This window comes from Novosphingobium sp. BAM6 (assembly GCF_057784955.1).
This window is the reverse complement of the sequence record NZ_JBYNTR010000001.1, coordinates 92,929-119,442: the sequence shown is the minus strand read 5'-3', so window position 1 is coordinate 119,442 and position 26,514 is coordinate 92,929. Positions and strand designations below refer to the sequence as shown.

The 26,514-nt window shown below is 65.6% G+C and carries 24 protein-coding genes; 11 read left to right on the top strand and 13 right to left on the bottom strand.

Translation table 11 applies throughout. The features are described 5' to 3' along the window. Positions 1–42: 42 nt before the first annotated feature. Together AC3EC3_RS00665 and AC3EC3_RS00660 are read right to left on the bottom strand one after the other, a co-directional pair. Complete coding sequence (locus tag AC3EC3_RS00665) at positions 43–666, bottom strand: heme-binding protein (RefSeq protein ID WP_488487816.1); 624 nt, start codon at positions 664–666, stop codon at positions 43–45. Positions 667–876: 210 nt separating this feature from the next. Next, positions 877–3,750 (bottom strand): TonB-dependent receptor domain-containing protein, encoded by a 2,874-nt coding sequence (locus tag AC3EC3_RS00660; protein WP_488487815.1) that lies wholly within the window; start codon positions 3,748–3,750, stop codon positions 877–879. A gap of 297 nt (positions 3,751–4,047) precedes the next feature. Here AC3EC3_RS00660 and AC3EC3_RS00655 point away from each other — a divergent pair, with 297 nt between their 5' ends. Continuing rightward, complete coding sequence (locus tag AC3EC3_RS00655; protein ID WP_488487814.1) at positions 4,048–4,488, top strand: cupin domain-containing protein; 441 nt, start codon at positions 4,048–4,050, stop codon at positions 4,486–4,488. 148 nt (positions 4,489–4,636) lie between these two features. Here the strand turns inward: AC3EC3_RS00655 and AC3EC3_RS00650 are convergent, their stop codons facing one another. Beyond that, entirely contained in the window at positions 4,637–5,527 is an 891-nt protein-coding gene (locus tag AC3EC3_RS00650; RefSeq protein ID WP_488487813.1) for a LysR family transcriptional regulator, read from the bottom strand. Between the two features lie 241 nt (positions 5,528–5,768). Between AC3EC3_RS00650 and AC3EC3_RS00645 the strand changes: the two genes are divergently transcribed. From AC3EC3_RS00645 to AC3EC3_RS00620, 6 genes are all read left to right on the top strand, one after another. Beyond that, entirely contained in the window at positions 5,769–7,139 is a 1,371-nt protein-coding gene (locus AC3EC3_RS00645) for an aminomethyl transferase family protein (protein ID WP_488487812.1), read from the top strand. A 263-nt stretch (positions 7,140–7,402) separates the two neighbouring features. Further along, a complete protein-coding gene (locus AC3EC3_RS00640) occupies positions 7,403–8,269 on the top strand; it encodes a methylenetetrahydrofolate reductase (RefSeq protein ID WP_488487811.1) in 867 nt (288 codons plus the stop codon). A gap of 89 nt (positions 8,270–8,358) precedes the next feature. After that, positions 8,359–9,216 (top strand): formyltetrahydrofolate deformylase, encoded by an 858-nt coding sequence (purU, locus tag AC3EC3_RS00635; RefSeq protein WP_260927831.1) that lies wholly within the window; start codon positions 8,359–8,361, stop codon positions 9,214–9,216. A gap of 7 nt (positions 9,217–9,223) precedes the next feature. Next, positions 9,224–10,183 carry a bifunctional 5,10-methylenetetrahydrofolate dehydrogenase/5,10-methenyltetrahydrofolate cyclohydrolase gene (locus AC3EC3_RS00630; protein ID WP_488487810.1) on the top strand — a complete coding sequence of 320 codons (960 nt, stop codon included), beginning with the start codon at positions 9,224–9,226 and terminating at the stop codon, positions 10,181–10,183. A 133-nt stretch (positions 10,184–10,316) separates the two neighbouring features. Beyond that, positions 10,317–11,825: a carbohydrate porin gene (locus tag AC3EC3_RS00625; RefSeq protein ID WP_488487809.1), complete on the top strand. Its 1,509-nt coding sequence runs from the start codon at positions 10,317–10,319 to the stop codon at positions 11,823–11,825. A 158-nt stretch (positions 11,826–11,983) separates the two neighbouring features. Then, entirely contained in the window at positions 11,984–12,310 is a 327-nt protein-coding gene (locus tag AC3EC3_RS00620; RefSeq protein WP_488487808.1) for a YnfA family protein, read from the top strand. Positions 12,311–12,387: 77 nt separating this feature from the next. On the opposite strand, the gene AC3EC3_RS00615 is transcribed toward AC3EC3_RS00620, so the two are convergent. Both AC3EC3_RS00615 and AC3EC3_RS00610 read right to left on the bottom strand, forming a co-directional pair. After that, positions 12,388–12,789: a pyridoxamine 5'-phosphate oxidase family protein gene (locus AC3EC3_RS00615; RefSeq protein ID WP_488487807.1), complete on the bottom strand. Its 402-nt coding sequence runs from the start codon at positions 12,787–12,789 to the stop codon at positions 12,388–12,390. Between the two features lie 149 nt (positions 12,790–12,938). Further along, on the bottom strand, positions 12,939–15,032 hold the full coding sequence (locus AC3EC3_RS00610) for a RelA/SpoT family protein (RefSeq protein WP_488487806.1): 2,094 nt from the start codon (positions 15,030–15,032) through the stop codon (positions 12,939–12,941). Positions 15,033–15,373: 341 nt separating this feature from the next. Between AC3EC3_RS00610 and AC3EC3_RS00605 the strand changes: the two genes are divergently transcribed. Beyond that, the gene (locus AC3EC3_RS00605) at positions 15,374–15,931 is read left to right on the top strand and encodes a PilZ domain-containing protein (protein WP_488487805.1); all 558 of its coding nucleotides are present in this window, start codon (positions 15,374–15,376) and stop codon (positions 15,929–15,931) included. A 7-nt stretch (positions 15,932–15,938) separates the two neighbouring features. Here AC3EC3_RS00605 and AC3EC3_RS00600 read toward each other — a convergent pair whose 3' ends face one another. Together AC3EC3_RS00600 and hemF are read right to left on the bottom strand one after the other, a co-directional pair. Next, entirely contained in the window at positions 15,939–17,702 is a 1,764-nt protein-coding gene (locus AC3EC3_RS00600) for a chloride channel protein (protein ID WP_488487804.1), read from the bottom strand. Between the two features lie 60 nt (positions 17,703–17,762). Continuing rightward, the gene (gene hemF / locus AC3EC3_RS00595; protein ID WP_488487803.1) at positions 17,763–18,623 is read right to left on the bottom strand and encodes an oxygen-dependent coproporphyrinogen oxidase; all 861 of its coding nucleotides are present in this window, start codon (positions 18,621–18,623) and stop codon (positions 17,763–17,765) included. A 64-nt stretch (positions 18,624–18,687) separates the two neighbouring features. Here hemF and pdeM point away from each other — a divergent pair, with 64 nt between their 5' ends. Next, positions 18,688–19,380, top strand: a complete 693-nt coding sequence (gene pdeM, locus AC3EC3_RS00590; RefSeq protein ID WP_488487802.1) for a ligase-associated DNA damage response endonuclease PdeM — start codon at positions 18,688–18,690, stop codon at positions 19,378–19,380. 210 nt (positions 19,381–19,590) lie between these two features. Next, on the top strand, positions 19,591–20,112 hold the full coding sequence (gene infC / locus AC3EC3_RS00585; protein WP_260926938.1) for a translation initiation factor IF-3: 522 nt from the start codon (positions 19,591–19,593) through the stop codon (positions 20,110–20,112). Between the two features lie 93 nt (positions 20,113–20,205). Here infC and AC3EC3_RS00580 read toward each other — a convergent pair whose 3' ends face one another. Beyond that, entirely contained in the window at positions 20,206–21,135 is a 930-nt protein-coding gene (locus AC3EC3_RS00580) for an AEC family transporter (protein WP_488487801.1), read from the bottom strand. A gap of 125 nt (positions 21,136–21,260) precedes the next feature. Here AC3EC3_RS00580 and AC3EC3_RS00575 point away from each other — a divergent pair, with 125 nt between their 5' ends. Continuing rightward, positions 21,261–22,133, top strand: coding sequence for a LysR family transcriptional regulator (locus tag AC3EC3_RS00575; RefSeq protein ID WP_488487800.1), 873 nt, complete (start codon positions 21,261–21,263; stop codon positions 22,131–22,133). A gap of 6 nt (positions 22,134–22,139) precedes the next feature. Here AC3EC3_RS00575 and AC3EC3_RS00570 read toward each other — a convergent pair whose 3' ends face one another. From AC3EC3_RS00570 to AC3EC3_RS00550, 5 genes are all read right to left on the bottom strand, one after another. Next, complete coding sequence (locus tag AC3EC3_RS00570) at positions 22,140–22,526, bottom strand: hypothetical protein (protein WP_488487799.1); 387 nt, start codon at positions 22,524–22,526, stop codon at positions 22,140–22,142. 61 nt (positions 22,527–22,587) lie between these two features. Continuing rightward, on the bottom strand, positions 22,588–23,121 hold the full coding sequence (locus AC3EC3_RS00565) for a J domain-containing protein (RefSeq protein WP_488487798.1): 534 nt from the start codon (positions 23,119–23,121) through the stop codon (positions 22,588–22,590). A 235-nt stretch (positions 23,122–23,356) separates the two neighbouring features. Then, positions 23,357–23,884 carry a peptidoglycan-associated lipoprotein Pal gene (gene pal, locus AC3EC3_RS00560; protein ID WP_260927829.1) on the bottom strand — a complete coding sequence of 176 codons (528 nt, stop codon included), beginning with the start codon at positions 23,882–23,884 and terminating at the stop codon, positions 23,357–23,359. 192 nt (positions 23,885–24,076) lie between these two features. Then, positions 24,077–25,492 (bottom strand): Tol-Pal system beta propeller repeat protein TolB, encoded by a 1,416-nt coding sequence (gene tolB, locus AC3EC3_RS00555; protein WP_488487797.1) that lies wholly within the window; start codon positions 25,490–25,492, stop codon positions 24,077–24,079. After that, positions 25,489–26,508, bottom strand: a complete 1,020-nt coding sequence (locus AC3EC3_RS00550) for a hypothetical protein (RefSeq protein WP_488487796.1) — start codon at positions 26,506–26,508, stop codon at positions 25,489–25,491. The genes tolB and AC3EC3_RS00550 overlap by 4 nt, the downstream gene beginning before the upstream one ends. Between the last annotated feature and the right edge of the window lie 6 nt (positions 26,509–26,514).

Sequence of the window (26,514 nt, the reverse complement as noted above, 5' to 3'; positions counted from 1 at the left end):
CGCCGCTTCAAAATGCGCTGAAGGGCATTTTTAAACGGACTTTCAGCCCTTGCGACCTTCCAGCATGGCGACGGCGACTTGCGCGCACTGCTCGTCGAGCGACTTGTCGCCACCCAGCGATCCGCCCGAGGCCGCGACGATGCCGAACATGTGCTTGCCACGCATCAGCGGAAAGCCGCCGCCGCGCAACACGCCGATGTCGGGATCGACCACCGCGCTGACGGCCGTGTCGTGGTTGGTTTCGGCCAGATTGGCGACATCGAGCGAGGGCTTGCCGTACTTCGCCACGATATTCGCCTTGGTCTGCGCGATCAGCATCGAGCGCACACCTGCGCCATCGCCCGAAAGCAGCACGACCGGCTGCGCGTTCACGTCCGCCACCAGCACGCTGACCGGCGCGCCTTTAGCCGCACAGGCGTTCACCGCCGCCCGCGCTGCGGCAATCGCTGCATCGAGCGGCGGAGCCTCGGCGCGGGGCAGGTTCTTGGGCATCGCGGCGATGCGCTGGGCCAGCGAAGGCACATAGGCCGGCACCGGCAGCGCGGCGGCCAGCGGGTCCGGTCCATCGGCCGCCTGCGCCACGCCGCAGCCGAACGCCAAGCCAAGCGCCAAGGGGCCGCTTGCCGCCGCGATCAACGCCAGCCGGAGAGGAGATGAGGAAAGCATCGGGGGGACTCCTTGCTATTTTTTATACGAAGTTGATCGACTGTAGGGGATACGTTGGCGCGCGGACTTCCAAAGTGCGCTGGCCGCCTTCCAATTCCTGCCCTTCCCTGACGCTCCGGCGCCCCTGACCATCTACAGGCGCCGAAAAGCCGAAGAGGACGACGCTGCGCGCCGCCCTCTTCGCAGGGTTCCGCCAGGGTGGAGGCGAAATCAGAACTTCATCCGGAAGCCTGCCGTGAACTGGCGACCGATCACATCGTCGCCGATCGCATAACCATCGCGGTATCCGGCACGCGTGCCGTTGCCGGTGTAGCCGCCCGTCGGCGGGATGGCGTTGAACAGGTTCTGGACGTTGACGTAGAACTCACCGGTGGGAACGCCGGTCGGCTTGAAGGTCAGCGTGACGTTGGTAGTAGCGAACGAGTCGAGGTGGTTGTTTTCCCAGATCTCACCCGGCACACCGCTCAGCTTCATCGGATTGCGCCAGCGCTCCATCAGATCGACCGAAAGCTGGTCGCTCGGCTCGTAGTGGACAAGGCCGGTCAGACGCACGGTCGGTGCCGCTGCCGCGCCCAGCTGACCGAAAGCGGCGCCTGCCTGATCGATCGTCGGCACACCCGGCTGGCGATAGTAGATATGCGGCTGGTACGCGCCCAGGAACCGCACGCCCAGGCGACGCCCGAACAGCGAGGTGTGCAGGTTCGCCTCGACATCGACACCCATCGTCTCGATCGACGAGAGGTTGATGCTCTGGCTGATCCAGGCCGTCACCTGATTGGCGGGGTTGGTATCGTCCGGGTTGTTCGGATCGAAGCCGCCGGGACGGACCTGCAAGGCGCAATAGGGGGACGTGCCGCCGCTGGCATAGCACAACTGCTGGATCTGCGTGGTCTGGCCCTGCAGCTGCGTGATCGCGTTCGTCACCTTGATATGGTAGTAATCGACCGCGATATCGAACACCGGCGAGGGCTTCCACACCGCACCGATCGTGAAGGTATTGCCGATCTCAGCCTTCAGGTTCGGGTTCGACAGGTTATAGGCCGGGACCGTCGGCGAGGTGCCGGTCAGCGTATCGGTAGGCCGCACGATGCTGATATAGGTCGGCGCGAACAGGTCGTTCAGCGTAGGCGCCCGGATATCGCGAGAACGCGTGCCGCGCACCCGCAGCGTATCGGTGATGTGCCAGTCGATCCCCAGCTTCCACGTCCAGTACTGACCACTGGTCTGGTAGCTGGTGTAGCGCGCCGCGCCGCTGAGCGCGAAGGACTTGATGAACGGCAGGTCGTTGACCAGCGGCACGTTCGCCTCGACCGCGCCTTCCCACACGGTGTTACTGATCGTGTCGGTGGGTGCGAAGGTGTTCTGCCACAGCAGCGTCGAGCCTTGCGTGCAGTTATAGCGGATACCGGTGCAGTCGGCATAGTCGCTGGGCGTCGCATCGCTGCTCGAATGGAACGCCAGACGCCGCCATTCGCCCGAGATCGCCACGTTCACCGGCCCGGCCCAGGTATCGAAGGGCGATCCGCTGATCGCAGCGGTCACGTCGTCAAGCACCGTGGCGGCGCGATAGTGCGTGTCCTGCTGGATATAGTCGAGCGCGGCCTGGCTGGCATTGCCCGCGCCGAACACATCAAGCGGCACGCAATCCGGGTTCTGCGCGACCGAAGCGCACACGATGTTGCCGTTGCCGTCCGTCACGGCATCGAGCGCGGCGTAAAGGTGCTGGTAGTTCAGATTGTTGGTCGATGTGGTCTTGAGCACCGAGGAGCCGTGGATGTAATCGACGTTCCAGTCGAACTTGCCCAGCTTGCCGTTCAGCCCCGCCGCAAGGTTGATCTGCGTGGTCTTGGCATCGACGCCAAGGCGTGGCCCTGCAGTCATCAACTCGCTCAGCTTGAAGGTGCTCTGCCCGGCCAGCTGGCTGCGGATGGCATCCGACAGGAACGGATTGCTCGCGCTGATCGTCGCGTTCTGGAGCAGCACGTTATCGGCATAGGACTGGTTCGATTTGAAGTTGCCACCCGCCTGCGCATAGAAGTGGATATCGTCGGTCAGGTCGTAGTCGAAGCGGCCGAAGAACTGGTTGAACTCCAGCGGCGCGATCAGCGAGGCGTCGTAATAGGCGCCGTCGCCGCCGACTTCGAGCGCCGACGTTCCGGTGGCCGTCCCTGCCTGATAGGGCCGCAGCGAGCCATCGGCGTTGAAGGTCTGTCCGGCCAGCGGCCCCGACGAGATATAGCCGCCCGAGGTGATCTTCGAGAGGCGCAGGCCGGTCTGGTTGACATAAGGGTTTGCCGTCGTGCCTGCCCCGGTCACGCCCGCCTGATCGAGCCACGAGCGATCGGTGCGGCGGGTGATGCCGTTCTGCTTGAGGTATTGATAGCTTGCCTCGAAATGGCCACGCCCGCCGAACAGGTCGGTGCCCCAGGCGACGCCCGCCTGATAGTGCCCGGCATCGCCCTTCTGCGAGATGCCGCCCTCGGCCTGCACTTTGAGACCCTGCAGGTTCTTGTCGAGCACGTAGTTGACCACGCCCGCAACCGCGTCCGAGCCATAGACCGCAGAAGCGCCGCCGGTGACGACATCGACGCGGCTGACCATCATCTGCGGGATCGAATCGACATCGACGATGCCGCTGATGAGCGTCGGCGGCACGCGCTTGCCGTCCATCAGCACCAGCGTTTCCTGACTGCCGAGGTTGCGCAGGTTCAGCTGGTTCGCAGCACCGTTGCCCGCACCGACCGAGCCGGTCGAGGAGGCATTCGAGCCCGACCCTCGCGAGCCGGAGAACACCGGCATGGTGTTCAGCGCATCGGCCAGCGTGCCGGGCTGTACCGCCAGCGCCTGCTGCGTGGAGACAACCGTGACCGGCGTCGGGCTGTTGTTGCCGTTGGTGATGACGCGCGAGCCGGTGACTATGATTTCCTGCGCCTTTTCAGGGGCAATGGCAGGCGGCGTCGCGTCAGTGGCAGGCGGTGTTTCTGATGGTGCAGGTGCAGGCGATGTGGTGGTCTGGGCATGAGACGCACCGGCCCATGCCAGCGCGAGCGCACTGACATGCACGGCGATAATACGCTTGGTCACGAAAATCCTCCCCAAGTCGATGCCGCTCGCCCCGGCATCAATCGGCACCGCAAATCCTTGCTGGCGGTGCTTCTTCTTCCCAAAAACCGGCACCACCTTCGTGAGCGACTGCCTGATTCGATCTCTGTGGTATCACCAAGCGCTGCAAAACAAAGGCATCAAAGTCGCAATGCAGGGTATCAATTTCCCGCTTCGGGCGATTGCCATCTCGCCGCACTGCAACGTGGGCGAGACGCCGGAGGCATCTTTTGCCATGATGGTGCCCGCCCCAGCTCCAAGGAACGCCCAAGGAACGTCATGCCCGATACTGCCATTTCATCCGTGGACGACCTCCCGCTGCAACGCATCGTCGAGCTGTTCGCGATGGAGCGGCACCCGACCTGCGGCTGGTTCGCACCGCACCATGCCGACAGCGAAACCCGCAGCCGTCCGAGCATCAGCTCGATCTATTACCTGCTTTCCGGCGACGAACCGCTGCCGCTAGGGCAACTCGATGCAACGCAGGTCTGGCATTTCTACGCAGGGGCCCCTGCCCGCTTCGAAGTGGGAGACGGTGTGCGTACGCCGATGGAGAGCCTGCTGGGGCGCGACTTCGCCGGAGGCCAGCGCCCGCAACTCGCGGTCCCTGCGTTCCTGTGGCAGTCCGCGCGAAGCCTTGGCGCCTGGACGCTGCTCGGCGCGACGACCTCACCTGCACGGCTTGCCCGCAGCAGCTTCGTGATCGACGCGGGAAGCTGAGAATTTTTGCGACACCGGCCCACGCCCACACCCTGCCACCCATAGGGTACTACTGTCGGGTGGCAGGGTGGGGGCGCCTGAAAGCTTTGGGGGCCGGTGCCGCTTCCTGAAAATGTCGTGATCGACATTTTCCAGACAGACCCGAACTCTACAGCCCGTTGCGCGCGAACCAGTCGAGCGCGAAGTCCATCAGCAGGCGCACCCGCACCGGCAGGCCGCCACCCGGTGCGATAGCGACGAACAGCGTCTGCGGCAGCGGCGTCCAGTCGGGCAGAACCTCGACCAGTTGCCCCGCCGCAATGTCCGCGCGCACCAGTGGTTCGGGCACCAGCGCCAGCCCCATGTCCTGCAGCGCGGCATCGCGCAGCACCGAGAAGGTATCCGCCGACAGTGCCCCCACCGGTTGCAACCGCTCCTCGCGCCCGTCGCGGAAGAACTGCCAGGTGTGATAGTTGAACTGCACCAGCAGGCGATGCTCGTCGAGGTTTGACGGCATCGCGGGAACGCCGTGCTGCGCAACATAGCCGGGCGATGCGACCAGCCGGTAGGGGATATCCGCCAGCTTGCGCGCCACGATCCGGCTGTCGGGGATCTGGCGTGTGTGCAGCGCGATCTCGCAGCCCTGGTCGACGAAACCATAGGCGGTCTGCGCCATGCCGCCCAGAATCAACCGAGGCCTGATCTGCGGGTGCAGCGCGGCGAACTCGACCAGCAGGCGCGTCGCCTGCGTATGCAGCCACTTGGGCGCGAGCACGGCGATCTCACCCCGCGCCTCGCCCGCCTCGGCACTGACCGCGCGGTCCATCTCGGCGACGCGGGTCAGGATTTCGTCGGCGAAATGGAAGTAGCGCTGGCCCTCCTCGGTCAGCGACAGCGAGCGCGTGGTACGGTTCATCAGCCGCACGCCCAGTTCCGCCTCCAGCGCCTGGATATGCCGCGTGACGATCGTGCGGGAAATGCCCAGTTCCTGCGCGGCGGCGCCGAGCCCGCCCTGCTTCACCGCGCCGACGAACGCCTCCATGGCCTTCATGCGGTCCATTGGTCCGTCTCCCGAAGTTATGAGGTTACAGGCATATGAGGCCTGCCAACCATAACGCAAGCCGCATTCGATTTGCGCACTTTGTGCAATCCAATGGTGCGTACAGCCCCCTTTTTCCGAATCCCTCACAGGGTCATCTGTTGCGGGGACACACCCGCCGCTGCGCCCAGCGATGCTCAGGCAATCAACAAGGCGCTTCAGGCGAACACCAACAAGACCCCGAGAGGAAAAGGAAGTTTCCGTGACAATCCAGCAGACCGAAAGTCTTGAAATGGCCCTCCTGCGCGCCGGTGGCGCGGTGGAATTGCTGCGCAACAGCCAGCGCCGCGCGTTCTCCCACGGCACGGTCTCCGGGCAGTTCACCAACTGGCAGAGCGAAGTCGCCTCGTGGCTGACGGGCGTCGGCTTCATGGACCAGTCGCACCACATGGTCGACCACTACGTGAAGGGCCCCGGCGCCTTCGAGATGCTGCGCCACCTCGCGGTCAACAGCTTCGAGAACTTCCGCCCCGGCATGGCCAAGCAGTTCGTGGCCTGCGCGCCCGACGGCAACTACCTCGGCGACTGCGTGCTGTTCTACCTTGAGGAGAACCTGTTCAACCTCGTCGGCCGTCCGACCTCGCTGGACTGGGTGGAATACCACGCCCAGTCGGGCAAGTGGGACGTCACCACCGAGCGCGATCCCCAGTCGATGGATCGCGGCGGTCGCCCGCCGGTGGTCTACCGCTACGAAGTGCAGGGCCCGCTCGCCGGTGCGCTGATGGAGAAGGTGACGGGCAAGCCCCTGCCCGAGATCAAGTTCTTCGGCATGACCGACTTCACCATCGCCGGCCACCGCGTGCAGGCGCTGCGCCACGGCATGGCGGGCGCGGTCGGCTTCGAGATGTTCGGTCCGTGGAGCGAAGGCGAGGCCGTGCGCAACGCGATCCTTGCCGCCGGTGAGGAATTCGGCCTGACGCTGGTCGGCTCGATCGCCTACTCCACCGCCAACCTCGAATCCGGCTGGGTTCCGGGTCCGCTGCCCGCGATCTTCAACCAGCCCGAACTCAAGGCCTATCGCGAGTGGCTTCCCGCCCGCGGCGCCGGCAGCCTTGCCGGCAGCTACAACCCGGCGAACATCGAGGACTACTACGTCCTCCCGCATGACCTCGGCTATGACCGTATCGTCAAGTTCGACCACGATTTCGTCGGTGCCGATGCGCTGAAGGAACGCCTTGCCACCGGCCCGCGCCGCAAGAAGGTGACGCTGGTGTGGGATGCCGACGACATGGCCGATGTGGTCTCCTCGGCATGGCGCGATGGCCCCAAGGCCAAGCACTTCAACATGCCCAAGGCGCGCTATGGCCTCTACCAGATGGATCAGGTGCTGGTGAAGGGCGCCGCTGCCGGTATCTCGCTCGACTGCGGCTATCTTGCCAACGAGCGCAAGATCGTCTCGCTCGCCGTGGTGGACGAGGAATTCGCCGCCACCGGTACGCAGGTCTCGCTGCTGTGGGGTGAGAGCCCGAATTCGACCAAGCCGCAGGTCGAACCGCACGAACAGTTCGAGGTTCGCGCCACCGTGGCCCCGGCGCCTTACGGCGCCCACGCCCGCAGCAGCTACCGCAAGTGATGAGGTAAGCCGGGCGGGAGCAGCAGCACAGAACGCTGCTCCCGCTTCGCGCTCTCGCACGCTTACCTACCGTTATGTCAGCCGACCTCTCCCGTCGGCTGTCCCTGTCGCCCGCGAGCGCCCTTTGTGAAGCTTACGCATCCGGCTTTCTCGCGGGCGGCCTTTATTCGATCGCGACCTTCCCGGCCCCCGCGCCGCACCCGACCTTTTCGGGATGCGCCGCCGCGCGCCCCGACAAGGCGGATCAGGAAGGACCAGACAGCATGTTCCAGCCAGCACCCGATACGCATACCTCGACGCCGCTGCGCGATGTGACCGAGGGCTTCTCGCTCGAAGCGACCGCCAAGGATATCGCCTCGCTCCAGGCAGCCGCCCCCGGCATCCCGCAAGGCACGACGATCGCCGTGCCCTGGCTTCCGGGCGAGGATACCGCCGCGCGCGTGCTGGCGGCAAAGGCCGTGCGCGATCTCGGCTTCGAGCCGATGCCGCACTTCTCGGCCCGGCGCATCGCCTCGATCTCGGCGCTGGTGGATGACCTTGCGCGCTTCACCGGCGAGGCAGGCGTGACCGAATGCTTCGTCGTCGCCGGAGACCCGAGCGAGCCCGTCGGCCCCTTCGCAGACAGCAGCGCGGTGATCGCCACCGGTGCCTTCGAGGCGGCGGGCATCCGTCGCCTCGGCGTCGGCGGCCACCCCGAGGGTCACGATCACATGGACGAGGCGCAGCGCTGGCAGGTGCTGATCGACAAGTGCGCCGCGATCGCCGCGCGCGGCATGGACGCGCATATCGTCACCCAGTTCGGCTTCGATGCCGAGCGTATTCTCGGCTGGATGGGCGAGCTTCGCGCGCAGGGCATCACGGTGCCGGTTGGCCTGGGCGTGCCCGGCCCTGCCGGTATACGCCAGTTGATGCGCTTTGCCGCGCGCTGCGGCGTCGGCGCCTCGGCCTCGGTGCTGGGCAAGTACGGCATTTCGCTGGGCAAGCTGATCGGCACCGCCGGGCCGGAGCGGATGATCGACACGCTTTCGGCAGGCCTCGTGCCCGAGCTTGGCCCTGTCCATCTGCACTTCTACCCCTTCGGCGGCATCGAGAAGGCCGTCGACTGGATCGCCGCCCACCGCGCGCGCTGACCCCGGACGAAAGAGACCACGCCATGACCACCAAGACCGCCACGCTCGAACGTCCTGCTCCAGCCGTTGCCCCCACCGACACGCGCACCGTGAGCGAAAGCTGCACGCTGACGCTTCAGTGTGACGACCGCCCCGGCCTCGTCGCCACGGTTGCCACCTGTCTTGCCTCGCACGGGGCGAACATCACCGACGCCGCACAGTTCAACGATCCCTCGAACGACCGCTTCTTCATGCGCGTGGGCTTCGACATCCCCTCGGAAAGCGCGCTGCTGGAACTGTGCGACGGCTTTGGCGTCGTCGCCCGCCCTGCCGCCATGCAGTGGAAGATCCGCCGCAACGCCCGCCCGCCAAAGGTGCTGCTGATGGTCAGCAAGTTCGACCATTGCCTGGGCGATCTGCTCTACCGCAGCAAGCTGGGCGAACTGAACATGGAGGTGGTCGGCATCGTCAGCAATCACCCGCGCTCGGCGCTGACGATCTCGCTGGGCGACGACGTGCCCTTCCACCACTGCCCGATCACCCGCGACACCAAGCCGCAGCAGGAAGCGCAGATCCGCCAGATCATCGCCGAGACCGGCGCCGAACTGGTGGTGCTGGCACGCTACATGCAGATCCTTTCGGACGAGATGTCGGCATTTCTTTCGGGCCGCTGCATCAACATCCACCACTCGTTCCTGCCGGGCTTCAAGGGCGCCAAGCCCTATCATCAGGCCCATGCGCGCGGGGTGAAGATGATCGGCGCGACCGCGCACTACGTCACCGGCGATCTCGACGAAGGCCCGATCATCCATCAGGCGGTCGAGGCCGTGACCCATGCCGCCACGCCGGACGACATGGTGCGCACCGGTCGCGACATCGAACGCCGCGTGCTGGCCGAAGCGGTGCGTCTTCACCTTGAGGACCGGGTGCTGCTGAACGGCCATCGCACCGTGGTCTTCCGGGACTGACAGGACGATGGCCAAGCTGATCCCCGGCCGCGCCATCGCCGCCGGGCTGGTGCAAAAGGTCGCCGCCGAGGCCAGCGCCTTCACCCAGCGCAACGGGCAGATGCCCGCGCTGGCGGTGATTCTCGTCGGCGATCATGCACCCAGCGAGATCTACGTGCGCCGCAAGGTTTCCGAATGCGCGAAGGCAGGCATCCGCTCGATCGAGCACCGCCTGAGCGCGGAGACATCGCAGGCGGACCTGCTCTCGCTCATCGCCGTGCTCAACGCCGACCCGAATGTGCACGGCGTTCTGGTGCAACTGCCGCTGCCTGCGCATCTCGATCCGGTGCCGGTGCTCGACGCGATCCGGCCCGACAAGGACGTGGACGGCTTCCATCCGGTCAATGTCGGGCGGCTTTCCACAGGCTCCGAAGGGCTGGTCCCCTGCACGCCGCTGGGTTGCATGATGCTGATCGACACCGTGCTGGACGATCTCAAGGGCAGGCACGCAGTGGTGATCGGCAAGTCCAACGTCGTCGGCAAGCCGGTCGCCATGCTGCTGCTCGAACGCGAATGCACCGTCACGGTCACGCATATCGCCACGCAAGGGCTGCCGCAGATCGTGCGCGGGGCCGATATCGTCGTGGCTGCGGCAGGCGCGCCGGGCCTCGTACGCGGCGACTGGGTGAAGCCCGGCGCGGTGGTGATCGACGTCGGCATCACCCGCATCGATACGCCCGAAGGCAGGACGCGCATCGTCGGCGATTGTGCGGCGAGCGAGATGGATCACGCCCTTGCTGTCACGCCCGTCCCCGGCGGCGTCGGCCCGATGACGATCGCCTGCCTTCTGGCCAACACCATCGCAGCTGCGAACAGACTATCGGCTCATGAGCCCCACGTCGAAGTGCCCGACACGCACGATCAGCCACAATCGCTTGCAAATAGATCAAGCCATCAGAATTCATTTGCTGCTGCAAGTGATCGCTAACTTGCCGAGCCTCTCGTCCTGATCGTGCCCTTGCGGCAGACAAGTCCCCGAAGCCTGACTTCTGTGTTGCGGATGCTGCAACGCCACATCCGCAACATAAACCGGAAGCGGGTCGCACAATTGGGATTGAGAGATGCTCGAAAAGACATGTGATACCGCTTTGCCTGCGCGCGCCTCGCGCCCATGCACCCGCGCCGCGCTGCACCTTGGCACCGCACTGATCGCGCTCGGCGTCTGCGCCTTGCCCACGCTCGCCAGCGCGCAATCGACGGAGCAGGCACCGCCAACCAACGGACCGACGCTGCCCGAAACGCAGCAGGACGGCCAGACGGCACAACCGCCTGCCACCTCGCCCGACGATGCCGTTCCCGCTACCGCTGCCACTTCGCCCGACGACAGTTCGGACAGCGAGGAAGCCCGGCTCAAGGCGATGACCAAGCTGCTCTCGATCAAGGGCTGGGAAACCCACGCGCCGACCTACGACAACACGCTGACCCGCGACGCAGGAGGCTGGCGCAGCGCGCTGGCGGATGCGGGCTTCGGTCTCAGCCTCTACAGCCTGAACGTCGTCGCTTACGACTTCGCGCAGGCGGGTGGAAACCTGCACGGACCGCAAATCTACAACGGCCAGAAGGTGACGCTGCAATCGAGCAACCAGAACGCCATTCTGACCTATGACCTTGGCCGCGTGGGCCTGAAAGGCGGCCAGCTTTCGGCCAGCGTCGACTGGTCGCTCAACGGCTATCAGTCGCGCAACGGCATCCGCGACCTGCGCATCAAGGGACTTACCTGGCACCAGCCGATCTTCGGCGGCAAGGTCGAGACCGACATCGGCTATATCGCCAACACCACCTATTTCATGGGCAGCACGGTGGGCGGCAGCCTTTCGGGAGGTGCGCTCGGTCCTTCGGCGCAAGTGCCGGTCGAGGCGGGCCTGAGCTATGGCCAGTACGATGCGCCCAGCGCGCTTGCCCTGATCCACTGGACCAAGCATCTCTACACCCGCAGCGGCATCCAGCGCAGCATCAGCCCCAACGGTTCCACCGCAGAGGATACCGAAAATCCATCGGGCCTCACCTTTACAGTCAATGGCGCCAAGGCGCTGACCGTGCAGGAAATCGGCTACCAGATAGATCCTGACGCAAACCACAAGTACTTCTGGGCGCGCGCGGGCGGGATCTACAACTGGTCGGACTATCAGCGGATCGACGGCACCGGCACCGGCCACAACGGCATGGTCTTTGCCGCCGTGGACCAGCAGATCACCCAACCCGATGGCGACAATCCGGCGCGGGGCCTCTACGTTGGCGCCACCTTCAACGGCGCGCCGGGCAGCATCGACAAGGTCTATCGCTATTACGAAGGCCGCGCCTATGTGAAAGGCCCCTTCGCCGGACGCCCGGACGACATGCTGTCCGTCGTCATCGCCGATTCCGTCTACAGCCGCGACACCCGCGATGCCTCGGCGACCGACACCTTCTATCCGCGCAGCGGCACGCAGACCTACACCGTGGGTTACGAGTTCCGCGTGATGCACGGCCTGTCGATCCAGCCGGGCATCAGCGTGATCCACAATCCGGTGTTCGACCAGAAGGTCGGCACGGCGGTGAACGGCCTCGTCAACTTCGCGATCTTCCTGTGAGGAATTTCAACCGTCAGAGCATTTTCTAATCCGGCAGAATCACCTGATGACTCGGAAAATGCGGCAGACCGCAAACCGAAAGCGGTTGATCCGATTCAATCGGATCGGGAACCGCTCTGGAAATTGGACAAGCGCCCCCTGCCCTGTCAGGCAGGGGGATGCTTTCGATCCTGATCTATGGGCTGGCCGCGCTGGCCGAAATCGGCGGCTGCTTCGCCTTCTGGGCGTGGTTGCGAATGGACCGCTCGCCGCTGTGGCTGGTGCCGGGATGCCTTTCACTGGCGCTGTTCGCCTGGCTGCTCACGCGCGTCGATGCCGACGAGGCGGGCCGCGCCTACGCCGCATACGGCGGGATCTACATCACTTGCGCGCTGCTGTGGCTGTGGCAGGCCGAGGGCGTGCGCCCTGACCGCTGGGATCTGGCGGGCGCCGCGCTTTGCCTGCTGGGCGCGGGTGTGATCCTGTTCGCGCCGCACAGGGCGTGAATGTTTAGAGCCTGACTACATCGCGGCGGAGAGGGAGGCCCGCAGCCTCCCTCTCCGCCGCTGTTACGCAAGCATTCTCACGCGGGAAGCTTGGTGCCTGCCGTCGGCCCCGACCGCAGCGTGTAGATCTCGTCGATGTGGATCAGCACGGCGAACTTCGGTGTCTTCATCCCAGCGGTCTCGGCAAAGGCACAGGCTTTGTCGAAAGGCTCGCCTTCCGAGAAAATCTCGGGCGAACCCACGAAGCGATAGCCGTCCAGCGCCTCGCGATCGATCACGGCGATCGCCATCTTCGACCCGTCGCGCAAGTTCTGAAGCGTCTGGCCGCCGGTATTCTCGTTATAGATCAGCGTCGTATCGTCATAGACCCGCAGCGAGCGCTTGGGGCCGATATCGGGCAGCCCGTCCTTGCTGACGGTCGACTGGATCGGCAGCTGCACGGCCAGGAAGCGCTTCATCTCATCGTTCAGGCTAGGCATGTGTTCGATGCCCTTTCATCTGTGTAGTGGCTTGGGACGGCCCCGCTTCTCTTACACATTATAATGAGAATCAAGTGCAATAGATTGCACAAAGGAGGGCCTCCGACATCTGCCGGAAGCCCTCCTGAAACCGGAAAAGCGGGTATTCCCTAAAGTCGCTCCGCGTCCGCCACCGCTTCGCTGGCGCGCAGCGAGCCGACGATGCGGGTGAGGTGCGCCAGATCGCTCACTTCCAGTTCGACATCATAGGTGCCGAACGGATCGTCGCGCTGGTACATCTGCAGGTTGACGATGTTGGCGCGATAGCGTGCGAGAATCTCGGTCACTTCGGCCAATGTGCCGGGTCGGTTGTAGAGCACCAGCCGCAGGCGGCCGACCGCTCCGGTGGTCCGCTCGCCCCACGACAGGTCCAGCCATTCGGCATCGGCATGATCGGCCAGCGTCGGGCAGTCGATGGCGTGGACTTCCACCTTGTGATCGGGGCTGCGCAGCCCGACGATGCGGTCGCCCGGCACCGGGTGGCAGCACTTCGCCAGCTCGAAACCCATGCCCGGCGTCAGGCCCCGGATCGAGATTGCCCGTTCGCTGCGGGTCCATTCGGGCATTTCGGGAAGCTGCTCGGTGCTGCCGGGCATCAGCGCTTCCATCACCTCGCGGTCGGTGAAGCGGGCCGAGCCGATGGCGAACATCAGGTCTTCCTCGTCGCGCAGGCCCAGCCGCTCGACCGCGCCCTGGGTCGCCTTCTTGCCGATCCGGCCCGGCATGTGGCCGACCAGTTCGTCGAACAGCTTTGCGCCGATCTCGGCCACTTCGGCGCGTTCCTTGGCGCGCACCGCGCGGCGAATGGCGGCGCGGGCCTTGCCACTGACCACGAAGGCCAGCCACGAGAGCTGCGGCTCGGACGTGGCGCTCTTGATGATCTCGATCACGTCGCCGTTGTTCAGCCGCGTGCGCAGCGGCATGTGCCGCCCGTTGATCTTGGCGCCGACCGCCGCATTGCCGAGATTGGTGTGAACCGCATAGGCGAAGTCCACCGCGGTCGATCCACGCGGCAACTGGTAAAGCGCGCCCTTGGGCGTGAAGGCGAAGATGCGGTCCTGGTAGATCGCCATCTTGGTGTTTTCGAGCAGTTCCTCGGCATCGTGCGAGGAATCGACGATCTCGATCAGGTCGCGCAGCCAGCCCACCTGCCCGTCGGGACGCACGCCGCCCTGCTTGTAGGCCCAGTGCGCGGCAAGGCCGTATTCGTTGAGGCGATGCATCTCGCGCGTGCGAACCTGCACTTCCATGCGCATCGAGTTCTCGAAGATCAGCGCTGTGTGCAGCGACTGGTAACCGTTGGTCTTGGGGGTGGAGATGTAGTCCTTGAAGCGCCCGGGGATCATCTGCCAGTGCCGGTGCAGCACACCCAGCGCCCGGTAACAGTCGTCCTCGTCGTCCACGAGCACGCGGAAGGCCATGATGTCGGTGATCTGCTCGAAGGAGACGTGGCGCTCCTTCATCTTGCGCCAGATCGAGTACGGATGCTTCTCGCGCCCCGAAACCTCGACGTTCATGCCGACTTCGGCGAGCGCCTGCTTGATGGCAAGCGCGATGGCATCGACCTGCCCGCCTTCCTCGCTACGGATCTGCGCGAGGCGCCCGGTGATCGTGGCATAGCCTTCGGGCTCCAGCTGCTCGAAGGCGAGCATCTGCATCTCGCGCATGTATTCGTACATGCCCACGCGCTCGGCCAGCGGCGCGTAGATCTCCATGGTCTCACGCGCGATGCGCTGGCGCTTCTCCGGCTTCTTGATGAAGTGGAGCGTGCGCATGTTGTGCAGGCGGTCGGCCAGCTTGACGAGCAGGACGCGCAAGTCCTCGCTCATCGCCAGCAGGAACTTGCGCAGGTTCTCCGCCGCGCGCTCGTTCTCGCCCATCGCCTCGATCTTCGAGAGCTTGGTGACACCATCGACCAGCCGCGCGACATCGGCCCCGAACAGCTTCTCGATCTCGTCGATGGTGGCGAGGGTATCCTCCACCGTATCGTGGAGCAGCGCGGTGATGATCGTCTGCTGATCGAGCTTCAGCTCGGTCATCAGGCCCGCCACTTCGACCGGGTGGCTGAAATAGGGATCACCGCTGGCGCGCTTCTGACTGCCGTGCTTCTGCACGGTATAGACATAGGCACGGTTGAGAAGGCCCTCATCGGCCTCCGGTGCGTATTCAAGGACGCGTTCGACGAGTTCGTATTGGCGCAGCATGGGTACGGGCCAGCATGTCAGGATTTTTGCGTCCGCGACAAGAGGCAAGCGACAGAATTGCACTTTTTGCACGCAATCGTTCGTAAACGGAGCCTTTAATCGATTGCTTTACGCATTTTAACGGTTCGCCCGTTAGCAGCGTCCCAACACGTGCAGGTGCATCGTCATCCGGTCCGGGCGAGACCTTCCTCGCCTGCCACGGGGGTTTTTCGATGACCAACATGCAGACAGCCGAAGATACATCCGCCGCCCAACGTTCTGGTGTGGTTGTCCCCCTTTCAGGGGCGGTCCAGTCCGCTTCTCCCCGTGCCTCCGATCTTCCCCACCACAGGAGCCCCTCGATGGACCGCAGCCCGATCGATGCCGCAGACACCCTGACTTTCATGGCCGCTTCCGACCTTCCCGCCCTTCCGCTGGCCGCCACGCTGTCCGCCGCGCTGCCCACCCATGCCTTCGTTCACGACGTGCTGGGCGTGATGAACCCGACCCTTGCCCTCGTGCGCATGGAAAGCGCCGAGGACAGCGAGCGGCGCACCCCCGAACCGCGCCAGCGCACGCTGATCAAGGCCCTGCTCAGCGGCCGCGACCTGCCCGAGCAGGAGGTCATCATCCGCAATGTCTCGGCACACGGCATGTGCATCGCCCCGCAGGTCGCCATGCCCAGCGCCGGCGAGGAAGTGAGCCTGCGCCTGCCCTCCTCGCTGCGTATCCGCGGCGCGGTGTGCTGGAGCGACGGCAAGACCTTCGGCGTCGAACTCGACCGCGAACTGGATATCAAGGATCTGATGCGCGCCGATCCGCGCGCCCGGCCGCGTATCGTCGATGCCATCGACATGCTGGTGGACAGGCACTTCGAGCAGCGTGAAGGCGGGGACGGGAACAGCACAGACGCACGGTAAATCCCGCTTACGACTCCCCGTAAAGCTCGCGCTGGAAGGTTTCCATTTCCTCGAAATAGCGGCGGCGGGCGTGGGCTTCGGTGACGATCCCGAGCACCCGTCCCACCCCGTCGACCACCGCGATTTCATCCGCCCCGGCATTGTCGAACGTCTCCAGCGTCTCGCGGATGCCCGTGGCGGGAGACAGCGTGACCTCCTCCAGACGCGCGACCGAAGCCACGCTCGCCTCCTCGTCCGCCGCCGGATCGTGGACGGCAGCGGTGATCGCAATGCCGAGATAGCGCCCGTCCTCGTCGGTAACGATGACCTTCTTGGTCGAACCCAGGCGAATGCGCTCGCGTGCCTGCGCCAGGGTCATATCGCCGGGAATGGCGCTCCAGTCGGTGCGCATGATCCGCCCGGCCGAGAGTTTCAGCATCCAGCCGATGTCGCGTGGCCCCCGGATCACCGACCCGCGCAGATGCAGGCGCCAGGTCGAGAACGAATAGCCGAAGACCTGCCGGGTGATCGCGCTGGAAATCAGCGAAGCGGTCAGCACCAGCCCCATCAGCGCGAAATCGTGGGTGGTCTCCAGCATCAGCATCGTCAGCGTCATCGGGCCGCCGACGATCGACACGCTGACCGCCGCCATGCCCACCAGCGCGGCGTCGGTATGGTCGAGCGATATACCCAGCGGCAGCATCTCGATCAGATCGGCAAAGATCTGCCCGGTGATCGAGCCGAGGAACAGCGAGGCGAAGAACAGGCCGCCACGGAAACCGAAGCTGAGCGAAATCGTGCAGGCGAGCATCTTGAGCACGAGGATCATCAGCAGAAACTGCAGCGGCGGCACCATCGCCAGATTGAGGTGCATCGCCCCGTGCCCCGCCGAAAGCACCTGCGGCGAGATCAGCGCCAGCGGGATCAGCAGCACGCCGCCCACCAGCGGACGATAGCGCCCCAGCTTCAGGCGCCCCTGCACGTTGATCTCGGCAAATGTCACCAGCCGCATCACGACGATCCCGACGCCCGCGCAGGCAAGGCCCAGCACCGCATAGGCCGCATATTCGCGAAGGCTGATGATCCGTTCCGCCGTCGTCGCGATCAGATAAGGCTGCGCGCCGAGGATCTTGGAAATGAACACGGCCGAAAGCGAGGCCGCCATGACCGGCGCCAGCCCGGCAGGGGCATAGGTGCCGATGATGATCTCGAAGGCATAGAACGCCCCGGTGATCGGGGCGCCGAACGCCGCGCCGATGGCCGCGCCGGCGCCGGCGCCCACCAGAATGCGCATGTCCGCGCGGCGCAGGTTGAACCACTGCCCCAGCCACGAACCCATGCCGCCGCCCATCTGCGCATAGGCCGCCTCCAGCCCCACCGAAGCGCCCGCGCCGTTCGAGAACAGCGTCTGCACCGCGATCACGAGGTTATCCGCGAAGGGTATGCGCCCCCCATGCATCGCGTTCGCCTCGACCACGTCGATCGGCGCGCGACGGCGGCGCAGCAGCAGCGAGAGGCCGACCAGCAGCACCCCGCCGATCGGCAGCGCGATCAGCCGCCAGGGATGGTGTATCTCCCCCAGCGCACTCACCCGGTTGACGGTGACGCCGTAAAGCACCTTCTGCATCCCGTGCGCGAGAGCCCGCAGCAGGTTCGTCGTCCAGCCCGCGGCAAGGCCGACCATCACCGCCAGCACGATGAACGCGGCCTCGCTCTGGCGCACGCGGCGGCGCTGGCGCACGGCGAAGGCCACCGGCTTCGCAATCCAGACGTGGCGCGTCACCCAACTCATGGTCTGTCCGTATCCTCTCCCGCAGCGTTCATGACCGGTCTTTTCTCAGCTCCCCAAATATCAGCCCCAGGTCGCTTCGGGCGGCAGGCTCATCAGGATCGCGTCGATATTGCCGCCGGTCTTGAGGCCGAACAGCGTGCCGCGATCGTGGACGAGATTGAACTCGGCATAGCGCCCGCGCCATTCCAGCTGCACCGCCTTGTCGGCAGGCGTGAAGCTTTCGGCCATGCGCCGCCGCACGATCTTCGGGAAGATGTCGAGGAACGTCTCACCCACCGCGCGGGTGAAAGCGAACTCGGCCTCGAACCCGGCATCGTCGGCGCATTCGAGGTGATCGTAGAAGATCCCGCCGACACCGCGATGGACCTTGCGGTGGGGGATGTAGAAATAGTCGTCCGCCCAGGTCTTGAAGCGCGGATAGCGATCCTCGCCAAACGGATCGCACGCGGCCTTGAAGGCGGCGTGGAAATCGGCGGTGTCCTCTTCGCGCGGCAGCGGCGGGTTGAGATCGGCGCCGCCGCCGAACCACGCCTTCGTGGTGGTCAGGAAGCGCGTGTTCATGTGGACGGCAGGCACCTGCGGATTGGCCATGTGGGCGACAAGGCTGATCCCGGTCGCGGTAAAATCGGGCTGCTCCACCGAGGCACCGTTGATCGAGGCAGCGAACTGCGGGTTGAACGTGCCGCCCACGGTCGAGACGTTGACGCCGACTTTCTCGAACACTCGGCCCTTCATCAGGCCGCGCACGCCTCCACCGGGCTCACCGCCGCTGCCATCGTCCTCACGCTGCCAGGGCGTGTATTCGAAACGCGCGTCCGAACCGGCCTCGCGCTCGATCGCCTCGAAGGCCGCGCAGATCGAATCGCGCAAAGCCTCGAACCATTCGCGTGCGCGCGTCTGAGCGCCAGTCCAGTCGGTCATGTCCGTTCCTTGAGAATCCCTTGAAGCGCTTGCCAAAACACATCCGCTGGGGCAAGGGAAAGCCATGGTTCCCTTTTCGTTCCAGTCCTTCGAGATGCATCTCGTGGTGCCGGCGGGCGGCCATGCCGGGGCAGTCTACTGGCCGCATGAGAACGCGCTGCTGATCGCGGACCTGCATCTGGAGAAAGGCAGCTTCTTCGCGCGCACCGGGCAGATGCTTCCCCCCTATGACAGCCGCGTCACGCTGGAGCGGCTGGCCGAGGCGGTCCGGCTGACCGGCGCACGGCGGGTCTACGCACTGGGCGACAATTTCCACGATGCCGATGGCCCCGCCCGGCTGGAGCCACATGCGGCGGGCATGCTCGCCGCACTGACCCGCGCGCTCGACTGGGTGTGGATCACCGGCAACCACGACCCGCACCTGCCCACAGAGATCGGCGGTACGGTGGCCGAAGAAGTGCTGACCGGCGGCCTTGCCCTGCGCCATCAGGCGGAAGCGGACAGCACCCTGCCCGAGCTTTCCGGGCATTTTCACCCGCGCCTGCGACTCACAGCGCGCGGACGGCGGATCGTGCGTCCCTGCGCGGTCCGCAGCGAGACCCGGCTGATCCTGCCCGCCTTCGGCGCGCTCACCGGCGGCATGGATGCAGGCGATCCGGCGATCCTCTCCGCCATGCAGCCCGCGCGCGAAATCGAGGCGCTGGTGGCCACAAATTCGCGGATTTTACGCTACCCCCTCTGGCGCGCGGCGGCCTGAAGGCCCATATTGGGCCAAGGTCGGGCTCCGACCGGGGCAATTAATCGATTGGCGTGGCCGAAAAGGCCGATTTCCTGCTTGGCGAGCGGGAGTGATTCGCATTAATGACGCCCGAATCCACAAAGTCCCGAGTCTGTCCGCGTTACGGGCATGTTTCGGGCATGACGACAACAGTTCAGGAGAACGCATATAGCACCCCCACCCCGGCGCATGATGACGCCACCGGTCAAGAGTGGACCGCGCTACAATCACATGATCCAGACCGACAAGGTCCGTGTTATCGACGAGAACGGCGAAAACATCGGCGTCATGTACACGCGCCAGGCGATTGAACAGGCGGCAGACCTCGGCCTCGACCTCGTAGAGGTCTCGCCCAACGCCGATCCGCCGGTGTGCAAGTTCCTCGATGTCGGCAAGTACCGGTATGAGGCCCAGAAAAAGGCCAATGCCGCGCGCAAGACGCAGAAGACGCAGGAGATCAAGGAGATCAAGATGCGTCCGAACATCGACGACCACGACTACGACACCAAGATGCGTAACGTCGTGCGTTTCATCGGCGATGGCGACAAGGTGAAGGTCACCCTGCGCTTCCGCGGTCGCGAGCTTTCGCACCAGCAGCTGGGCATGAACCTGCTGCGCCGCGTGCAGGAAGACGTCGCCGAAGTGGCGAAGGTGGAATCCTATCCGCGCATGGAAGGCCGCCAGATGCTGATGGTGCTCTCGCCCAAGTAAGGGCTGCTGCGGCACTCGGCTAATGAAAAACGGGCGCTCGGGAATATCCTCGGGCGCCCGTTTTCGTTCTGGGCTACCCCCACTAACCGCCCCTTATCCCCCGAAGGCGAGGTAGCCGGTAATCGTGAACAGCGAGACCACGGTGGAGGCGAGCACGACTTTTGCGGTCAGCCCCGCCTCGCGACGATAGAACTCGGCGAGCATGAACGGGCCGGTCCCGGTCGGCAGCGCGGCGAGCAGCACGGCGGCGCGCACCTGAAACGGATCCAGCGTGAACACGCGGGTCGCCAGCCACCAGGTCAGCACCGGCTGCACCAGCAGCTTGAGCGCGGTCAGCAAGATGACGGTGCCGCCTGCCCCTCCCTTGGCCTCGCGCTTCTCCGCCAGAAACAGCCCCAGCGCCACCAGCGCGCAAGGACTCGCCGCGCCGCCCAGCAGCTTGAGGAAGCTGTCGACCGGCACCGGAAGCCCACGCCCCACCGCCAGCACCACCGCGCCCAGCACCGGCGCGATCACCAGCGGGTTGCGTGCGAGCGACCGCGCGACTTTCTGCGCGATCCGATGCGGCGGCTGCGAGGCTTCCAACCCCACCTCGATCAGCACGATAGCGACGGCGAACAGGATGCAGATCGTGATGATCGAGGCGACCAGCGTCGGCGTCGCGCCGCCTGCGCCCAGCACGGCGGCGGCCAGCGGGAAACCGATGTAACCGGTGTTGCCATAGGCCGCGTTGAGCCCGTCGACCGCGGCATCGGCAAGGCCGTGCGCACGCAGACGGATGGCGATGGTGGCAACGAAGATCACCGCCACGCCGATTCCGAAAGCGCCGACGAAGCCCGGCTGCCAGATCTGCGACCAGCTCGCCTTCGCAACGATGTCCAGCAGCAGCGCCGGCAGCGCGAGATAGACCACGAAGCGGTTCAGCTCACGCGTGGCGTTGGGGCCGAGCACGTCGAGGCGGCGGCACAGCCACCCGGCGAAGATCAGCGCGAAGATCGGCAGGACGATGAACAGGACGGACATGGGAGAGAACGGCGCCCCTTATTCAGGCAGACAGGTGTACGACGGAAAATCCGGCGTGGCGTAGTCGGACGGATTGATGCATTCCAATACCGTTTTGTCACCAGACCGATGCCGGAGACGTATCAGTGATCGAGCTGCGCCAGTTGCGCTACTTCGTCGAACTCGCCCGCACGCTGCATTTCGGGCAAGCGGCGCGCGCGCTGCACATCAGCCAGCCGCCGCTCAGCCGCCAGATCGCCGCGCTGGAGGCGGACCTTGGTGTGCGGCTGGTCGAGCGCAATTCCCGCCATGCCCGCCTGACCCCGGCGGGCGCGCAGTTCGCCGCCGACGCTCGCCGCACGCTGGCGACCTTCGACGAGGCCTGCCGCAACGCGCGGCTCGCCGAAGCGGGCGAGATCGGCGAACTCGCGGTCGGCTTCATGATGCACGCCGCCTACGGCCTCGTCCCCGCGCTGACCCGGCGCTACATGGCCGCGCATCCGCTGGTGCGCCTGCACCTTCGCGAAACGGTGCCGCAGCAGTTGCTCGTCGATGTGGCGCAGGGGCGCCTCGATGCGGGCGTGACGTTCGATCCCGGTCACCTTCCCGGCCTGTCCAGCGCGACGATCCACCGCGAACCGCTGGTTGCCGCGATACCTGCCGATCACCCTCTGGCCACGGAGCCTGTTCTCGCCCCCGCCCACTTCACCGGCCGCCCGCTGATCGCCGTGTTGGCCGATGTCGCCCCGACCCTGCGCCGCACGGTCGAGAACTACGTGCGCCTCGGCGGCGGCGAGCCCGAAGTGCGCCTCGAAGTGCAGTTGCAGCAGACCATCGTCGGCCTTGTAGCCGAGGGCCTCGGCGTGGCGCTCGTCCCCGCCTCGGTGCGCAAGCTCGGCATCGCGGGCGTGCGCTTCGTCGATCTGGAGGCGGCCCCCGAAATCGCGCAGGCCATCGTCTGGCGCGAGGACAGCCTCAACCCCGCGCTGCCGGGGCTGCTGGCGATGGCGCGGGAGTGAACGCACTCAGCGGCGAATGGACTGGTAGGTTATACGCACGCCGTCCACATAGCCCGCTTGCTTGAAGATGCGGGATTTGGCCGCATAGCGAACGAGCAGGTGATCTGCGGCCAGCCACTGGGCCTGCGCCCAGGAACCGCCCCATTGGCCTATCGCAGCGGCACCATGGTCGTCATCGGCGCGAAATGCATTGCCTGCGTGGAGAGGTCTCTGCCGAGACGCCACAACAGAGACCTGTGTCGAAAACCCCGTGGTCGCGCCACAGTCCCGCTGAAACAATACCGCCGAATGTAGTCCATCCGGACTATCGACGATTTCGATCGGCGTGTTGGAACAGCCGTCCGAGCAGCCTGTCACGAGCAGCAGCGCGGCAGCGATAGCGAGCGATCTCATACCAGAATACACAGAAAACGGATCGCGGCAGCCTTTCTGCAAACGTTTCTCGACTTTCCCCTCAGCCCTTCCATTCGCGCCGGTCCTCGGCGGCGCGCAGGACTTCGTAGGCGAGTTGGTAGGTCTGGAAGGCCTTGGCGGCTTCCGGGTCGTTGGGCTTGACGTCGGGGTGGACTTCCTTGGCCCTGGTGCGCCAGGCTTTGCGCACCGCGTCGAAGTCCGCATCGGGATCGAGGCCGAGCGCTTCGAGCGCGCGCAGCTCGTCACGGCTGCGGGTGCCGTCGCCAGAACTCGCCCAGCCGTAGTGCGCCGATTCCTTGTAGCCCGCCGTCTCGGCCTGCTCGTCCGCTTCGCGCGCGGCGGCTTCCTCGGCGTCGAGGCCGGCGAAGTAGTCCCACCCGGCGTTGTATTCGGCGGCGTGCTTCTGGCAGAAATACCAGCGATCGCGGCTGTTCGGGCTCTTGGGCGCGGGGCAGTCACCCGGATCGTTGCAGCCGTGGCGATCGCAGAGCCGAACCTGTGCTGCCTCGCGCGAGGCGCCGTAGGGCCTCCAGCGGGGAAAGCCCCAGTCGTTGGTTCGGGTTGCGCGGCTCATCCCTGCGCCGATACGCGTTCAGGGCCTTGGTACGCAACCCCTTCCACGCAACAGCCCGGCTTGCGCAGATCGCACGCCGGGCTGTTGTTTTGTAAAATCCGCTTTTGGCCGAGTTTGGCGGCACCTGCCCACGCCCCCACCCTGCCACCCCATAGGGTACTATTGTCGGGTGGCAGGGTGGGGGCGTGGGCCGGTGCCGCAAGGCAATGCCCTAATGGGCATTGCCCATAGAGCTTCAGTTCATCACGACCGTCACAGCGCGGCGGTTCTTCGCCCATGCATCCGGCGTCGAGCCGAGCGCGATCGGGCGCTCCTTGCCGTAGCTGACGGTGGTCAGACGGTCGGGCGAAACGCCCAGGCTCACGAGGTAGTTCTTGGCCGCATTCGCGCGGCGCTCACCCAGCGCGAGGTTATAGTCGCGGGTGCCGCGCTCGTCGCAGTGCCCCTCGATGGTGGCGTGGGTGTTGGGATACTGCATCATCCACTGTGCCTGCTTGGCGAGCGCGGCCTGATCCTCGGCATCGACATCGTAATTGTTGGTGTCGAAGTAGATCGTGTCGGCGCCCATCATCGTGGCGATGAAGTCTTCCGACGAACCCTTGACCGGGCCGTTATAGGCAGGCTGCGTGTTCGCGGGCATCGAGGTCTCGGGGCCGACCGGCTGCGGCGGCAGTTCCTTGGGCGGCTTCTTCGAGCAGGCCGAAACGGTCAGCGCGCCCGCCACCATCAGCGACATGCCGATCAGGCGGGTACGGCGCGACATGCCGGTGGCGGAAGGGGCGGCAGGCGAAACGGCGGAAATCTGGGAAGGCATGGTTCAATCTCCTCTCAGGCGCGGTCCTGCACGGTGAACGCGCAGGACCGGAGTTTTGTTCACTGTGCGACAGAGTCAAGTCGCACGAAAATTCATACGGGCAGAAATACGGACGGCATTTTAACCGCTACGGACGAGCCCTTAGGGACGGATCGGCCCCCAGGCCGGGTCCGAAGCGCCACCGGGCGTGGGCAGCTTGCGCTCGTTGCGGCCGGTCAGGTCGACCTGCCAGATCGTGGCGTCGCTCGATCCCTTGGCAGTGCGGAAGAACTGCACGATGCGTCCGTTCGGCGACCAGGTGGGCGCCTCGTCCTGCCACGAATTGGTGAGGTAGCGCATGTCGCGACCTTCGGGCGTCATCACCGCCACGCGCAGGTTGCCCGCGATGTGGGTGAAGGCGATCAGGTCGCCGCGCGGGCTCCATTCGGGCGTGGCCGAGCTGCCGCCGAAGAAGGTGATGCGGTGCTGGTTAGAGCCATCCGCGTTCATCACGTAGACCTGCTGGTTGCCCGAGCGGTCGCTCTCGAACACGATCCTGCTGCCGTCGGGCGAATAGCTGCCGCCGATCGAGATGCCCGGAACGTTGGTGAGCTGCACCGGCGCGCCGCCGCCGGCGGAAACGCGATAGATGTTGGTGTTGCCGCCCGTCGCCATCGAATAGAGGATCGACTTGCCATCGGGCGACCAGCGCGGCGCGAAAGTCGGGTTCTTCGAGCGGCTGATCAGGCGCTGGGTATTGGTGTTCAGGTCATAGACGTAGATGCTCGGCTCGCCGTTGAGGTACGAAAGATAGAGCAGCTTGGAATAGTCCGGCGAATAGCGCGGCGTCAGCGCCAGCGCCTGCCCGCTGGTGAGATAGCGCAAGTTCGCGCCGTCCGAATCCATCACCGCCAGACGCTTGATACGGTGCGCCTTGGGGCCGCTCTCGGCGATGAAAGCGATGCGCGAATCGAAGAACGGGCTCTCGCCCGACAGGCGCGAATAGACCATGTCCGAGCACTTGTGCGCCGCCCGGCGCCAGTCCTCGGGGCCGACCTGCCAGCCGCCCTTCGAGAGCATCTGCTTGAGCGCGACGTCATAGAGATAGCAGCCCACGGTGATCTGCCCGTCGGCACCAGCGCGCACGAAACCCTGCACCAGCATGTCCGCCCCGCGCGAGGACCAGACCGGATAGGTCGGCGCCTGAACCTGGCTGTAGGCCACGTCCGGCAGGCCCTGCGGCCCCGAGGGCTTGAACAGGCCGTTGTTCTTCAGGTCGTCGGCGATCACCGAGGAAACCGCCCGGCCGAGCGACGCGGTCGATCCCGCGTTGGTCCGGGTCGGCACGTCGGCATCTGTTGCAAACGCGGTGATCGCGATGCCGAGGTTTTCCCAGGCGCTGTCGTCCGAGACAGTAACCTGCAGGCCGCCGTCATCCTGACCAGCGGCGGGCTGAGAAGCAGATTGGGCAGGCGCGGCATTGGGCACGGGCATCGGCGTCAGCGGCGCCGACTGGGCGAGCGCGGCAGTCGAGACGCTCGCGACAAGTCCGAGCGCGATAAGGCGAAGAGGGATCATTGCGAGAGTTTCCTGTCGAAGTCGGTGGTTATGGTTTTCCAGGTCGAATAATATTCGGACGGCAGGTTGAACGGCGCAGCCAGCCTTACGGCACGAACGGCCATCTCCTGATGACGTTCCACCTGCGCCTTGTTCGAGGCGGTGACGCCGGTGGTCGAGACCACCTGCGGTGCGCCGTCGAGCGTGCCGTCCGGGTTCAGGCGGAAGCGGATACGGGTTATCAGCTTGTCGGCATCGGCACCTTGCGGCGCCTGCCAGTGCGGCTTGATCTGACGACGGATCGTGGCGCCGAGCGAGGCGGCGACCTGCGGGCTCATCGCCGCGGCGGGCGCGCCCTTGCCCTGCGGATCCTTTGCGCCTTCCAGCCCCTTGAGGAAGTCCGCGCCGACCAGACTGCCGCCCGCCTTCTTGGGCGGCGTCTTGGCATTACCCTTGGTCTCGGCCTCGCCCTTGCCCGGCTTGGCAGCGGGTTTGGCGACAGGCTTCGATGGCGCCTTCTCCTCGTGGCGAGGAGCAGGCTTGGGGGCGGGCTTGGGCGTCGGCTTCGGCTTCTCGACCGGCTTGGGCTCAGGTTTAGGCTGGGGCCGCCCGACCGGTTTCGGAGCGGGCTTGGGCACCGGCTTTGGCACGGGCCGGGGTGCCGGTTTGGGCTCAGGCTTCTCGACCGGCTTGGGCACCGGGCGCGGTTCGGGCCTCGGTTGCGGCGGCGTCGGCACGGGCGGCGCGGGAACCGGTTCCGGCTCGGCAGGTGCTGCATCGGCCGCTTCCTCGCCGATCGCGGGCGCGACATCGGGCGCGGCCTGCGCCTTGGGATCGGGTGAGGTCGAAGTCTGCGCGATATCGGTGCTGATCGTCACTTCGACCGGCTTGGGCTCGCTCGGCTTGGGCGGCGTCGCGGGCTTGATCAGGATCACCGCGACCAGCCCTGCGTGCAGCACAAGCGCCACCGCGAGGCCGACGACCTCTTCCTTGCGCCACTTGCGCCTGTTCCTGCCCGCCACGGGTGTCGTCGCCATCGTCCG

Coding starts and splice junctions, on each gene's coding strand:
- AC3EC3_RS00550 (WP_488487796.1), bottom strand. CDS start 26,508: ATGGCGACGACACCCGTGGCGGGCAGGAACAGGCGCAAGTGGCGCAAG.
- AC3EC3_RS00665 (WP_488487816.1), bottom strand. CDS start 666: ATGCTTTCCTCATCTCCTCTCCGGCTGGCGTTGATCGCGGCGGCAAGC.
- AC3EC3_RS00565 (WP_488487798.1), bottom strand. CDS start 23,121: ATGAGCCGCGCAACCCGAACCAACGACTGGGGCTTTCCCCGCTGGAGG.
- AC3EC3_RS00630 (WP_488487810.1), top strand. CDS start 9,224: ATGGCCAAGCTGATCCCCGGCCGCGCCATCGCCGCCGGGCTGGTGCAA.
- hemF (WP_488487803.1), bottom strand. CDS start 18,623: ATGACCGACTGGACTGGCGCTCAGACGCGCGCACGCGAATGGTTCGAG.
- AC3EC3_RS00580 (WP_488487801.1), bottom strand. CDS start 21,135: ATGTCCGTCCTGTTCATCGTCCTGCCGATCTTCGCGCTGATCTTCGCC.
- AC3EC3_RS00640 (WP_488487811.1), top strand. CDS start 7,403: ATGTTCCAGCCAGCACCCGATACGCATACCTCGACGCCGCTGCGCGAT.
- infC (WP_260926938.1), top strand. CDS start 19,591: ATGATGACGCCACCGGTCAAGAGTGGACCGCGCTACAATCACATGATC.
- AC3EC3_RS00615 (WP_488487807.1), bottom strand. CDS start 12,789: ATGCCTAGCCTGAACGATGAGATGAAGCGCTTCCTGGCCGTGCAGCTG.
- AC3EC3_RS00620 (WP_488487808.1), top strand. CDS start 11,984: ATGCTTTCGATCCTGATCTATGGGCTGGCCGCGCTGGCCGAAATCGGC.
- AC3EC3_RS00655 (WP_488487814.1), top strand. CDS start 4,048: ATGCCCGATACTGCCATTTCATCCGTGGACGACCTCCCGCTGCAACGC.
- AC3EC3_RS00650 (WP_488487813.1), bottom strand. CDS start 5,527: ATGGACCGCATGAAGGCCATGGAGGCGTTCGTCGGCGCGGTGAAGCAG.
- AC3EC3_RS00570 (WP_488487799.1), bottom strand. CDS start 22,526: ATGAGATCGCTCGCTATCGCTGCCGCGCTGCTGCTCGTGACAGGCTGC.
- AC3EC3_RS00610 (WP_488487806.1), bottom strand. CDS start 15,032: ATGCTGCGCCAATACGAACTCGTCGAACGCGTCCTTGAATACGCACCG.
- tolB (WP_488487797.1), bottom strand. CDS start 25,492: ATGATCCCTCTTCGCCTTATCGCGCTCGGACTTGTCGCGAGCGTCTCG.
- AC3EC3_RS00605 (WP_488487805.1), top strand. CDS start 15,374: ATGGACCGCAGCCCGATCGATGCCGCAGACACCCTGACTTTCATGGCC.
- pdeM (WP_488487802.1), top strand. CDS start 18,688: ATGGTTCCCTTTTCGTTCCAGTCCTTCGAGATGCATCTCGTGGTGCCG.
- pal (WP_260927829.1), bottom strand. CDS start 23,884: ATGTCGCGCCGTACCCGCCTGATCGGCATGTCGCTGATGGTGGCGGGC.
- AC3EC3_RS00625 (WP_488487809.1), top strand. CDS start 10,317: ATGCTCGAAAAGACATGTGATACCGCTTTGCCTGCGCGCGCCTCGCGC.
- AC3EC3_RS00600 (WP_488487804.1), bottom strand. CDS start 17,702: ATGAGTTGGGTGACGCGCCACGTCTGGATTGCGAAGCCGGTGGCCTTC.